Source organism: Clostridium disporicum (assembly GCF_001405015.1).
Lineage (GTDB): Bacteria > Bacillota > Clostridia > Clostridiales > Clostridiaceae > Clostridium > Clostridium disporicum_B.
This window is the reverse complement of record NZ_CYZX01000035.1, coordinates 1-12034: the sequence shown is the minus strand read 5'-3', so window position 1 is coordinate 12034 and position 12034 is coordinate 1. Positions and strand designations below refer to the sequence as shown.

The following is a 12034-nucleotide window of genomic DNA, read 5'->3' as shown; positions in this document are numbered from 1 at the left end:
AAGTTTTTCATATTATTACTATGCGCAAAAAAGGAAGTTCAAATTCGAACTTCCTTTTCTTTATCGGCAAATATCAAATTTTTTTTGATACAGCCCCTTTTGTATTGACATATAATATTTTTCTAGGATACTTCTTTTTTTGAAAATCTATTACATGTAATAAAATATGAAGCTAATAGTATTGTTATTGAAGCTAGGACTATTAATATTCCTATCATAGTTGGACTAATAGTTATATTTATTTCAGGTAATAATTGAACTAATGAAGTAGAAAAAGTAATAGGAAGTACTGCTAAAAATACAAGTATATATCTTCCTTTTTCAGTTCCTAGTAATAAAGCAGCTGGCTGAACTATTGCTAAGAAAAATATGCCTATAGATAATGTGGAAAGAGCTATAGCATATATCGGCATAGAGTTTACATCAGAGCTATATCCAATAAATTTTATTATTGAAGCTAAAAGTACTGATATTCCCATAGATATAATTGTATTTAATAAACCAAAAATATATTTAGATAAAATATACTCATTAGTAGTTATAGGAAGAGAATATATTAAATAGTTCATTTTACTTCTTTCTTCATAGAAGACTAAAGAATAACATGAAATCATTAAAAACATAGCACCTGCAAAAACTATCATAAATGGCTGAAATACTGCAAAAAATATAGCCATAACTACAAGAATTAATAAGCTTTTCTTTAATGCAAAAAGTGAATTGTATTGAAGTTTAAGTAAATTTATTAAATTTTTCATATCATTAAGCCCTCCTTGTATAATACATTAATATATCTTCTAGAGTACATTTTTCATAAATAGCTTCATCACCGAAAAGTTCATATGCCTTATCTTTATTACTCATAAGACCTTCGAAGCTAAAAGAATTTTCTTTTAAAGAAATAAATTCTTTTCGAAGATTATTATCTAAAAGGTCTTTTTTGATTTTAACTATAATGTGATTTTCTAATATTGAATCTTTTTCATCTTGAAGAATTATATTGCCATTATAAATCATTACAACATAATCAGCAGCTTTATCTAAGTCAGTAGTAATATGGGTTGAATAAAAAACTGTCATATTATCAAGTTCCATATGACGTTGCATCAATTCTAGAAAATCATTTCTTATAAGTGGGTCTAAGCTAGAAGTTGGTTCATCCATAATAAGAAGCTTTGGATGATGACTTAAAGCCATAATAAGTTCAAATTGCTTTTTTTGTCCTTTTGAAAGATCTTTATATGCTTTATCTTCATTTACTTTGAATTCATTAATGTATTTTTTATATAGCTCTTCATCCCAATTTGAATAAAAATTTGAAATTACTTTATGAAGACTAGATATTTTACTTTCTTCTAAAAAACCAGATACATCTCCAACATAGGCTATATCTTGTTTAATTTTTATATCTTTAGAAATGTCACAATCAAGAACCTCTATATTTCCATTAGTAGGTTTAACCATTCCTAAAATAGATTTAATAGTAGTTGTTTTTCCAGAACCGTTAGGCCCTATGAAACCTGTAATATATCCAGTAGGAACATTTAATTCTTTTATATTTAGTGAAAAATCCTTATAGTCTTTTTGTAAATTTTTAATTTTAATAGCATTCATATTTATACCTCCTCATAAATACTTTTAAATATCTCAATACATTCTTCTAAAGATAATCCTAGAGATTTTGCTGAAATTATTAATTCTTCTAATTTGCTTTCCATTTCTGCCATAGCAGCTTCTTTTAATCTTTCTGAATTAGCACCAGAAACAAAAGTTCCCTTACCTACAACAGTTTGTATAAATCCATCTTTTTCTAATTCTTCATAAGCCCTTTTTGAAGTTATTATACTTACCTTTAGCTCTCTAGCTAATGTTCTTATAGAAGGAAGAGGATCACCGGGTTTTAATTTACCATTAAGTATCTGACTTTTAAGTTGGTTTTCTATTTGCTCATATAGTGCTATTGGCGAGGAATTACTAATAATAATATCCAAATGTACACCTCCGTACCTAAGTGTGTATATCTATTATACACACATAGTATCACTATTGTGATAGTAGGTCAATAAGAATATTAAAAATTATAAAATTTTAAAGGAGTAAAATTAAAGAAGTTTAACATATTTTTTAAATGTAACATAATAAAAATTAATACATTTTTACTTTGAAGGGAGTGAAGGGAAATGGTAACTTATAATTCTTTCATTTTTGAAGGACATGGAATTAGTGAGAAAACAGGAGTTTATGATCCAGGAGCTGTTTATGGAACAGTAAGGGAAAATGATTTAGCAGACAAAATAGTAACAACAGCAATTAATTATTTGAAAACTACAGCATTATCTATTCATAGAGATGAAAATAATTATGCGGATAATGATTTAGATGGAAATATATATGCAGCTAAGGCAGGCATATCAGTTCATATTAATGCTGGAGGAGGAACAGGTACAGAGATATTTGTTCCATCAAGAGAAAAGTATTTAACAGAGGACTTTAATCTAGTTAAAAATATTTCTGAGACTTTAGGTATAGCAAATAGAGGAGTTAAATCAAGAGATTATAATACTGGGAAAATATATTTGAGAAGTGATGGGATAACTTTAGATTATACAGATTATTACAAAGAAATAAGATATGCTTGGGGGCTTGGAATATCATTAGCTATAATTGAAGTTGGTTTTATTGATACAAGTGATTTGAAAAAGATTCAAGCTAATATAGATAAGATAGGCTTTTTAATAGCGCAATATATCGCTAAAATTTGTGGGATAGAACTATCTAAACCAGGAGAGCCATCTATAACTGAAGATGTGTATTATAGAGTTATTTGTGGAAGTTTTAAAGAAAAATCAAATGCAGAACAAAGAAAAAAGGAATTGGAAACTAAAGGATATTCAGGCATTTTTGTAGATATTTATAAATCTTAATTTTAAAATAAATAAGATTGTCATAGTGAAAATGATATAGCTATAACTTCAGATATAGGAATTCTTGTGTCATATGGTCCGGTAGCATTAGATAAAGCTTATGCTGATATAGTAAATAGTCAGAGTGTTTTACAAGAAAGCTATTTAGATGAGCAAAGACATAAGCATAATAATGATTTTAATAATCATTTTAAAAATACTCATCGAGAAACTTACTGGAAAGTATGCATAGATTATGCAGTAAAGCTGGGCTTAGAAAGTAAAAAGTATAAATTAATAGAAGTTTAAAATTTTATAGATGATTCTTTATTAGTATAATCTTTTTTTGTAATTAAAAGTAGATTTACAATTACTAAGAAAAAGAAAGATGATGATATAGAATAAAATAATATGAAATAATAATAAAAGGGAGTTGTGATGGTACAACTCTCTTTTATTTTATAAGAACAATATTTTTACCTATTATTATAGATTTTGAATTACTACTATGGCCTATTTCTTCTGTTTTAGCTATAGGGAGTGTAGGGTTGTCTATTATACTTAGTGCAAGTTCTGTTATAGATGGTGAAATATTATTTTCTTGCATTTTACTAAAGGTTCCAAGAATTAAACCGTTAATTTTGTCAAATACTCCTAATTGCTTAAGTTGATTTAAAAAAGCAGACATAAGAGCGGCTTCTCCACCCATACTTTCTAAAAATAGTACTTTTCCTGTAAAATCAGGCATGTATTTTGTACCTGCTAATTTTAAAAGACAGCGAATATTACCACCAACTACAATACCTTCAATTTTTTCACCTTGAATAAAGTTATAAGAAAAATTAAATAAGTCATTTTTATCATTGAAGACACTATTCTCAAAATTTGTTTGTTGCATCTCTTTAAAATCGTATATTAGATTTCTAATTTGATAAAGATATGTAGGAATTGAAGCCTGTGAATTAATAGCATTCAATACAGTAGTTACATCACTATAGCCAAATACTGGCTTTGGATTTTTAGAAATAAATTCGTAATCTAAGTATGGAAGTACTTCATTAGCTAAGTCACCACCAGAAATGTCAAATATAGCTTTAATTTCGATATTTCTGTATAAGGACATAAAACTTTCACCTTTTTCCTTAGCAGATCCATTAAAAATAGAGTTTTTAGCATAAATATAGTCAGAACATATTGGATTTAAGTTTATAGATTTAAGAGTTTTTAAAAGTTCATTTATACGTTCTTTATTTAAAAGTGACTGACCATTTGAACAAGCAACTATACCAACTTTATCACCTTTTTGTAGTAACGACATGTTAGCCTCCTTATATTTAAGTTAAATTTAATTAATAATAGTATAGTTTAAATTTGAAACTTTATAAATTAATTTTTGCTAGATTATAAAAATATTAGAGATAATATAAGAAAAGGAAGTGGATAAATGATAAAAACAAAAAAAGTCAAACGTGAAAACCTAGTGTTTTCAACGCTTGACTTTTTTGCGTTTTGGTAAATGGTGCCGGCAGAGGGAATCGAACCCTCACGGTTTCCCGCATGATTTTGAGTCATGTGCGTCTGCCAGTTCCGCCATGCCGACTCAATAATCTACATCAATAATGTTAACATATACCATATACTATTGTCAATAAATTTATATTTTTATAAATAGTCAAATATCTTTTTAAAATTAGTAGTTAACTAGACGGAATATAGGAACTAATTGTAGTAATTTGCAATATATTGTTTATAAGTAGAACTATGTGTTATTAGAAGGGAAAACTAAGGTATGGAATGGTTTATGAATTTAAATCCAGTTTTACAAGGTTTATTTGCAACAATTTTTACATGGGCTATTACAGCATTAGGTGCTGGTTTAGTATTTTTCTTTAAAAGTGTTGATAGAAGAATACTAAATACTATGTTAGGTTTTGGTGCTGGTGTAATGGTAGCCGCAAGTTTCTGGTCATTATTAAATCCTTCTATAGAGTTATGTACAGAACTTGGCTATAGTGAATGGATGTTACCTGCAATTGGATTTTTTGCAGGAGGAGTATTTATAATATTGGCTGATAAAATGATGGACAAGTATTCTTATGGTGTTATTACTAAAAGTGATGAAACAAGTGTTGATTCAATAGCTAAAAAATATAAAAAGAGCATATTGTTAGTTACAGCTGTTACTCTTCACAATATACCAGAGGGGTTAGCTGTAGGAGTTGCTTTTGGTGGTGTAGCAGCGGGAATTCCAAGTGCTTCAATAGGTGCTGCGATTACTTTAGCATTAGGTATTGGACTTCAAAACTTTCCGGAAGGTGCTGCAGTATCACTTCCTCTAAGAAGAGATGGGTTATCAGTAGGTAAGAGTTTTCTTTATGGACAATTTTCAGGATTAGTAGAGCCTGTAGCTGGAGTTCTTGGTGCTGTAGCAGCGATTACTGTAAGAAGCATGTTACCTTTTTTATTAGCTTTTTCGGCAGGAGCTATGGTAGCAGTAGTAGGGTCAGAATTATTGCCTGAAGCTTCTATAGAAAATAAAAATTTGACAACAATAGGGTTAATAGTTGGATTTATAACAATGATGATATTAGATGTTGCATTAGGATAATTTAAATAAAAATATCTAAAAAAAAGTGGGTAAATCCACTTTTTTTTACAGTTAAATTGAATTATTATAGAAAAAAATATAATATATTCTTGTTACATAGACTTACATCTGTTATTATATTAGATGTAGGATAGATTTATCCCATAGGGATGGATTTTGACCCAGTTATTAAATTTGGCTTTAATCGGACAAGCTAAATGATTTATAAATTAGGGAGGAGAAATATAATATGATGTATTCAAAAGAAGTTGAAGAAATGTGCGTTGTTGCTAAAGGCGCAAATCACGCATGTGCTCCAATTCCAGTAGAAGGAAGATGGGTACAAGCTACTCAAATATCAGACATTTCAGGATTAACTCACGGTATCGGATGGTGTGCGCCACAACAAGGTGGATGTAAGTTAACTTTAAATGTTAAAGATGGAGTTATCCAAGAAGCATTAGTAGAAACAATAGGATGTTCAGGTATGACTCACTCTGCAGCTATGGCTTCAGAAATATTACCAGGAAGAACTATATTAGAAGCTTTAAACACAGACTTAGTTTGTGATGCTATAAATACAGCAATGAGAGAATTATTCTTACAAATCGTATACGGAAGATCTCAAACTGCTTTCTCTGAAGGTGGACTACCAATAGGAGCTGGTTTAGAAGACTTAGGTAAGGGATTAAGATCTCAAGTTGGTACTACTTACGGAACTTTAGATAAGGGACCAAGATACTTAGAAATGGCTGAAGGATACATTACTAAAATCGCTTTAGATGAAGATAATGAAATCATCGGTTACAAGTTCGTTCACCTAGGAAAAATGATGGAAATGATCGGTAAGGGAATGGATGCTAATGAAGCATTAGAAAAAGCTGCAGGACAATACGGAAGAGTTGCTGACGCTGTTAAATTAATCGATCCAAGACACGAATAATTTGTAAGGAGGAATTTAATCATGGCATTATTTGAAAGTTATGAAAGAAGAATAGGACAAATCACTCCAGTATTAGAAAAATACGGAATGAAAACATTAGAAGATGCTAAGGCTGTATGTGATGCATACGGAATAGATCCATATACAATTGTTAAAGAAACTCAACCAATCGCATTCGAAAATGCTGCTTGGGCTTACGTTTTAGGTGCAGCAATCGCTATAAAGAAAGGTTGCACAAAGGCTGCTGATGCTGCTGAAGCTATCGGAGAAGGGTTACAAGCTTTCTGTATCCCAGGATCTGTTGCTGATGACAGAAAAGTTGGTTTAGGACACGGTAACTTAGGAGCTATGCTTTTAAGAGAAGAAACTAAATGTTTCGCATTCTTAGCAGGACACGAATCATTCGCAGCTGCTGAAGGGGCAATCAAAATAGCTGAAAAAGCTAACAAAGTAAGAAAAGAACCATTAAGAGTTATCTTAAACGGTCTTGGAAAAGATGCTGCTAAGATAATTTCAAGAATAAACGGATTCACTTATGTTGAAACTAAATTCGATTTCTTCACAGGAAAATTAGAAGTTGTTCAATCAAAAGCATACTCAAACGGTCCAAGAGCTAAGGTTAACTGCTACGGTTCAAACGACGTTAGAGAAGGTGTTGCTATAATGCATCACGAAGGTGTTGACGTATCAATCACTGGTAACTCAACTAACCCAACAAGATTCCAACACCCAGTTGCTGGAACATACAAGAAAGAATGTGTAGAAGCAGGTAAGAAGTACTTCTCAGTTGCATCAGGTGGTGGTACTGGTAGAACTCTTCACCCAGATAACATGGCTGCAGGTCCAGCTTCTTACGGTATGACTGATACTATGGGAAGAATGCACTCAGATGCACAATTCGCTGGATCATCATCAGTTCCTGCTCACGTAGAAATGATGGGATTAATCGGTGCTGGTAACAACCCAATGGTTGGTATGACAGTTGCTGTTGCTGTTGCTGTTGAAGAACACGCAAAATAATAAAAAATTCAGATAGAGATATTAGAATTTTAATATAAAAGATAAACCTCGTTGATTTTAAATAATTAACGAGGTTTATTTTTTATCTAAAAATATAGAGTAAAGATTAATAATTGAAATTTATACAATTAAATATGAATAACACCTATGAAGTAGGAGATGTATTAAGTATTTGTTAAGGTAAATATAGTATATTTTAAAAGTAATCTTATATATGAATAAACAAAGTGCTCCGCAAGTCTAAATAATGTTTTTTTTTCATATTATTTATAAAAATATGTTTTTGAAGGTAAATATGATGAAAAAAATTATAAGATTACAATTAATATATATGGTATTTTGGGCTATCACAATAATATTATTATGTCCATCAATAACAGAGATATATAACTACAGGGATAAGAATATTTCAGTTGATGAAATGATAAATGAATTAAAATCTGAGGATATGATTGAACCTGTGTATTTTAATATAGAAGAAACTTTGAGAAGAGTTCCAGAAGAGTTAATTAGAAAATTATATAGAATAGGAATAACTATTACTACCACAGATGATATAGGCGAGAATAGTGAATATGGAAGAGTTACATCAAAATATTCTCATAGAAGCAAGACTATTACAATACAGAAGACTTACAGTAATGAAGTGGTTTTGCTTCATGAGATTGGACATGCTATAAGTTATAATGAATTACCATTTATAAAACTATCAGATACATGTAAATTTAGAAAAATATATGAAAGTGAAAAGGATTTAATATTTCCTGATGGTGAAAAATTCTATTATCGCAATTTTAATGTTAAGTATGAGTATATAAAAGTAAATTCAGAAGAGTATTTTGCACAGTGCTTTTCCATGTATGTTTTAGGAACTTTACCAGAAGAAACAGAAACGTATAAATTCATTCAAAAATATTTTAAAGAAAAAGGGATAAAAAGTGAATATTGAATTTTTTTTAGTTAATAATTTAGAATAATTATAAAAAAATATAGAAAAAATTGTTAAAGTGAATATAATATATTAGGCAGTAATTTATATACTCCTAGAAAATTATAAGAAGAGGAGTGATAACTAAGTGTGGAAATATTTATTGGTTGGTATTTTTCTACTAGTAGTTGCAATTATAGTTATAGTTCGAATAACAACTTCTCAAAAATATAATATTTATAAAAAGTATAAGAGAATGATAAATTTCTACAGGGAAAAATTCTCCAATGATATAAGCAATGACCTTGTATATCAATATATACGTGATATTGATGGATTACCAAAGATTCAAAATTCCACAGAATATATGGATACTTTTATTGAGTTTTATAATTTAATAAATGGAGATAATAAAATAAGTGATGATTTGAAGTTTCAATTAAAAGTATCTTTAAATCTCAAAGGTATCCGAGTTTAGGATATATATGTATAAGGCTATTTAATTTACTAAGTAGCCTTTTTAATTATGATACTGTTTAATGGTATTAAGTAATTTAATTAATATAAGTATATTAATTTATGACATATATCATTTTGATATAAAATTGACACTATTTTATAGTATAATGTAGAAGTAATTAAATTTTTATTGATAATTGCCAATGAGGAGAGGTAAAAAATAATGGAAAATTTCATTTTAAATAGAATTAATTTAACTGTTAACAATTATAAAATTGCAAGGATGGAATTAAGAAATGATGGAGATTTATTAAACCATTTTGCATCATTAGTATTTTCGCATTATGAGAGTGAAATACCAGTTGAAAGAATTAAAGAAATTAGAAAGTATATAAAAGCAGCAACACCAAGGCTGTCTATTTTTAGAGGAGATGTTCTGTATTTAATATCAATACTTATTGCATCTTTAGATAAGAGTATAGAAGAAGAATTGATTCAAAATATGTTTGACTACATGAATATATTAGAAGAAAAATTTGTAGAAGGAGCTCATTTGGCTCTTACTGCGTACGTTTTAGCTAGATATGGAAGAGATAAAGATAAAGAAGTATTAGTACAGAAGATGCTAGATACTTATTATGTTCTAAAAGAAAAATATTATAATATAACACAAGATGATGATTATTTAGTTTGTGCTTTATGGGCATTAAATGATATTGAGCCAGACGTTATAAATGACTTTGTAGAAAATGTTTTTGAGCATATTGCAGATGCTAATATAAGATCTAAAAATGGAATTCAAGGTTTAGCTAATGCAATACTTTTAAACGGTTCATCAGGTCATATGTATAGAAGCGTAGAGTTTATTCAACAACTAGAAAAAAGAAACATAAAGATTGCTAATCAGTTTTTACCGCTTATAGGAATACTATACAATATTAATCCGAGAAGAAATGTTGATTTAGTAGAAGGTGTAATCGAAGAGCTATGTGATCAAGAAAGTGAATACGAATATTATATAGATAAAGGTTTTAGAACTATAATAGCTATTTCAATAATTGCTTTTTGCAATAATTCAGAAAATAAGGTTTATATAGATGAGTTATTAGCGCATGGAATATTATCTTTTATAAATAGTAAAAATAAAGGTATGTTTTCAGAAGTATTAAACTAGGTGGTAGATATGGACAAGATAATATTACATGTTGATATGGATGCATTTTTTGCATCGGTAGAACAAAGAGACAATCCAAAATTAAAAGGTAAACCTGTAATAGTTGGAGGAGTAAGTGAAAGAGGTGTAGTATCAACATGTTCATATGAAGCAAGAAAATATGGGGTTAAGTCTGCAATGCCTATATTTATGGCTCAAAAGTTATGTCCTCAAGGAATATATTTAAGAGGTAGATATTGGAGATATAAAGAGGTATCTGCACAAATTTTTAATATATTTAGAGAAATAACACCTTTAGTAGAGCCTCTTTCAATAGATGAGGCATATTTAGATATCACAAATAGCAGATTTGAAGATTATAAAGAGGCTGCTTTATATATCAAAAAAAGAGTATATAAAGAGGTAGGACTAACATTATCTATAGGTATATCATATAATAAATTTTTAGCTAAGCTTGCTTCAGATTGGAATAAGCCTAATGGAATAATGGTTATTACTGAAGATATGATTCCAGAAATATTAAAACCCTTATCTATATCTAAAATTTATGGACTAGGACAAAAATCTGTTAGACGTTTAAATAATATGGGAATGTATAAAATTGAAGATTTATATGCTCATCCTAAGGAGTTTTTTATAGAGTATTTTGGAAAGTATGGTATAGATATTTATAATAGAATTAGAGGAATAGATAATAGAGCTGTTACACCAAATAGAGATAGAAAATCTTATGGAAAAGAAACTACTTTAAAATCTGATACCGATGATAAAGAAGAGTTAAAGAGGTATATTGAAGATTTTAGTTTACAGATAAGTAATTATTTACAGCAGAAGAATATATTTATTAAGACTGTTACAGTTAAATATAAAACTAGTTCTTTTATAAATCATACTAGGAGTAAAACGCTTTTATATTATATTAATAAAGCTGAAGATATCTATAGTGTTGCTACTGAAATAATTGAAGAAGAAGTATTTAGTGAAACTATAAGATTAATAGGATTAACTGTAAGTAGTATAAAAGAAGAAAAGGTTGAGCAATTAACATTATTTTAAGAATTTCTAAAATTTGTTTAATTATACAGTATAATAATTAAAATATGCATTACTGTAATTGTTGAATAAATGCTTTTCATTTTACATATTGTAGATTATAATTAGTAATTAGAATACATCATTTATTTTTGGAGGTATAGTATGGAAAATATAAATATTGCAAGAATGATAGATCATACAATTTTAAAGCCAGAAGCAACTGAAGCAGAAATTATGGAACTTTGTAAAGAAGCAGTTAAATATAATTTTGCATCAGTATGTGTAAATCCATCTATGGTAGCTAAAGCTGCTACAATTTTAGAAGGAACACCAGTTAAGGTTTGTACTGTAATAGGATTTCCTTTAGGAGCAACAACAACAGAGGTTAAGGCATTTGAAACTGAAGATGCTATAAAAAAGGGTGCAACTGAAGTTGATATGGTTATAAATGTTGGAAAATTAAAAGAAAGAGATTTAGCATACGTTAAAAATGATATACAAGCTGTAGTAAATGCTGCAAAAGGAAAAGCATTAACTAAAGTTATAATAGAAACTTGCCTTTTAACAGATGAAGAGAAGGTTATAGCTTGTGAATTATCAAAAGAAGCTGGAGCAGATTTTGTTAAGACATCTACAGGATTCTCAAAAGGTGGGGCAACTGCTCACGATATAAAACTTATGAGAGAAACTGTAGGTCCAGATATGGGAGTAAAAGCATCTGGTGGAGTAAGAAGTAGAGAAGATGCTTTAACTATGATAGAGAATGGAGCTACAAGAATAGGTGCATCTGCATCAATAGCTATTTGTGAAGGAAAAGAATCAAATTCTACGTACTAAAAATAAATATAAAAATATCAAAAAGGAATCACTTTAAATAGTGGTTCTTTTTATTTTAAAAATAGGCTCTGTTAGACAATAATGTTGATATGTGCATATAATTTACAAATAGTGTTATAATATAGATAATAGCACTATTGGAGGTAAT

14 protein-coding genes and 1 tRNA gene are annotated in these 12034 nt (G+C 28.9%); 10 read left to right on the top strand and 5 right to left on the bottom strand.

The features are described from left to right. Window positions 1–122: 122 nt before the first annotated feature. The 3 genes from ARA56_RS15770 to ARA56_RS15760 are packed head-to-tail and all read right to left on the bottom strand — an operon-like array spanning window position 123 to window position 1991. Window positions 123–758, bottom strand: coding sequence for an ABC-2 transporter permease (locus tag ARA56_RS15770; protein WP_055268416.1), 636 nt, complete (start codon window positions 756–758; stop codon window positions 123–125). Window positions 759–762: 4 nt separating this feature from the next. Then, the gene (locus tag ARA56_RS15765) at window positions 763–1614 is read right to left on the bottom strand and encodes an ABC transporter ATP-binding protein (RefSeq protein ID WP_055268414.1); all 852 of its coding nucleotides are present in this window, start codon (window positions 1612–1614) and stop codon (window positions 763–765) included. Window positions 1615–1616: 2 nt separating this feature from the next. Then, on the bottom strand, window positions 1617–1991 hold the full coding sequence (locus ARA56_RS15760; protein ID WP_055268412.1) for a GntR family transcriptional regulator: 375 nt from the start codon (window positions 1989–1991) through the stop codon (window positions 1617–1619). 189 nt (window positions 1992–2180) lie between these two features. On the opposite strand from ARA56_RS15760, the gene ARA56_RS15755 reads away from it, so the two are divergent. Next, window positions 2181–2924: an N-acetylmuramoyl-L-alanine amidase gene (locus ARA56_RS15755; protein ID WP_055268411.1), complete on the top strand. Its 744-nt coding sequence runs from the start codon at window positions 2181–2183 to the stop codon at window positions 2922–2924. Between the two features lie 66 nt (window positions 2925–2990). Then, window positions 2991–3212 carry a hypothetical protein gene (locus tag ARA56_RS15750; protein ID WP_055268409.1) on the top strand — a complete coding sequence of 74 codons (222 nt, stop codon included), beginning with the start codon at window positions 2991–2993 and terminating at the stop codon, window positions 3210–3212. 145 nt (window positions 3213–3357) lie between these two features. Here the strand turns inward: ARA56_RS15750 and ARA56_RS15745 are convergent, their stop codons facing one another. Together ARA56_RS15745 and ARA56_RS15740 are read right to left on the bottom strand one after the other, a co-directional pair. Continuing rightward, window positions 3358–4221 (bottom strand): S66 family peptidase, encoded by an 864-nt coding sequence (locus tag ARA56_RS15745; protein ID WP_055268407.1) that lies wholly within the window; start codon window positions 4219–4221, stop codon window positions 3358–3360. Between the two features lie 199 nt (window positions 4222–4420). After that, window positions 4421–4503, bottom strand: a tRNA-Leu gene (locus ARA56_RS15740). A 189-nt stretch (window positions 4504–4692) separates the two neighbouring features. On the opposite strand from ARA56_RS15740, the gene ARA56_RS15735 reads away from it, so the two are divergent. From ARA56_RS15735 to deoC, 8 genes are all read left to right on the top strand, one after another. Further along, window positions 4693–5511 (top strand): ZIP family metal transporter, encoded by an 819-nt coding sequence (locus ARA56_RS15735; protein WP_055268405.1) that lies wholly within the window; start codon window positions 4693–4695, stop codon window positions 5509–5511. 229 nt (window positions 5512–5740) lie between these two features. Next, complete coding sequence (locus ARA56_RS15730) at window positions 5741–6433, top strand: iron-sulfur cluster assembly scaffold protein (RefSeq protein WP_055268403.1); 693 nt, start codon at window positions 5741–5743, stop codon at window positions 6431–6433. A gap of 21 nt (window positions 6434–6454) precedes the next feature. Next, window positions 6455–7453 (top strand): GGGtGRT protein, encoded by a 999-nt coding sequence (locus ARA56_RS15725; RefSeq protein WP_055268401.1) that lies wholly within the window; start codon window positions 6455–6457, stop codon window positions 7451–7453. A gap of 295 nt (window positions 7454–7748) precedes the next feature. Then, the gene (locus tag ARA56_RS15720; RefSeq protein WP_148315784.1) at window positions 7749–8402 is read left to right on the top strand and encodes an anthrax toxin lethal factor-related metalloendopeptidase; all 654 of its coding nucleotides are present in this window, start codon (window positions 7749–7751) and stop codon (window positions 8400–8402) included. Window positions 8403–8529: 127 nt separating this feature from the next. Beyond that, window positions 8530–8859, top strand: a complete 330-nt coding sequence (locus ARA56_RS15715) for a hypothetical protein (RefSeq protein ID WP_055268397.1) — start codon at window positions 8530–8532, stop codon at window positions 8857–8859. A 204-nt stretch (window positions 8860–9063) separates the two neighbouring features. Next, window positions 9064–10014, top strand: coding sequence for a DUF4003 family protein (locus ARA56_RS15710; RefSeq protein WP_055268395.1), 951 nt, complete (start codon window positions 9064–9066; stop codon window positions 10012–10014). 9 nt (window positions 10015–10023) lie between these two features. After that, window positions 10024–11070, top strand: coding sequence for a DNA polymerase IV (locus ARA56_RS15705; RefSeq protein WP_055268393.1), 1047 nt, complete (start codon window positions 10024–10026; stop codon window positions 11068–11070). 141 nt (window positions 11071–11211) lie between these two features. Further along, window positions 11212–11886, top strand: coding sequence for a deoxyribose-phosphate aldolase (gene deoC / locus ARA56_RS15700; protein ID WP_055268391.1), 675 nt, complete (start codon window positions 11212–11214; stop codon window positions 11884–11886). The last annotated feature ends 148 nt before the right edge of the window (window positions 11887–12034 follow it).

Bases quoted from the DNA above. Each gene is read 5' to 3' on its own strand.
- ARA56_RS15765 (WP_055268414.1), bottom strand. From the start codon at position 1,614: ATGAATGCTATTAAAATTAAAAATTTACAAAAAGACTATAAGGATTTT.
- ARA56_RS15705 (WP_055268393.1), top strand. From the start codon at position 10,024: ATGGACAAGATAATATTACATGTTGATATGGATGCATTTTTTGCATCG.
- ARA56_RS15710 (WP_055268395.1), top strand. From the start codon at position 9,064: ATGGAAAATTTCATTTTAAATAGAATTAATTTAACTGTTAACAATTAT.
- ARA56_RS15755 (WP_055268411.1), top strand. From the start codon at position 2,181: ATGGTAACTTATAATTCTTTCATTTTTGAAGGACATGGAATTAGTGAG.
- ARA56_RS15725 (WP_055268401.1), top strand. From the start codon at position 6,455: ATGGCATTATTTGAAAGTTATGAAAGAAGAATAGGACAAATCACTCCA.
- ARA56_RS15730 (WP_055268403.1), top strand. From the start codon at position 5,741: ATGATGTATTCAAAAGAAGTTGAAGAAATGTGCGTTGTTGCTAAAGGC.
- ARA56_RS15745 (WP_055268407.1), bottom strand. From the start codon at position 4,221: ATGTCGTTACTACAAAAAGGTGATAAAGTTGGTATAGTTGCTTGTTCA.
- deoC (WP_055268391.1), top strand. From the start codon at position 11,212: ATGGAAAATATAAATATTGCAAGAATGATAGATCATACAATTTTAAAG.
- ARA56_RS15735 (WP_055268405.1), top strand. From the start codon at position 4,693: ATGGAATGGTTTATGAATTTAAATCCAGTTTTACAAGGTTTATTTGCA.
- ARA56_RS15770 (WP_055268416.1), bottom strand. From the start codon at position 758: ATGAAAAATTTAATAAATTTACTTAAACTTCAATACAATTCACTTTTT.
- ARA56_RS15720 (WP_148315784.1), top strand. From the start codon at position 7,749: ATGATGAAAAAAATTATAAGATTACAATTAATATATATGGTATTTTGG.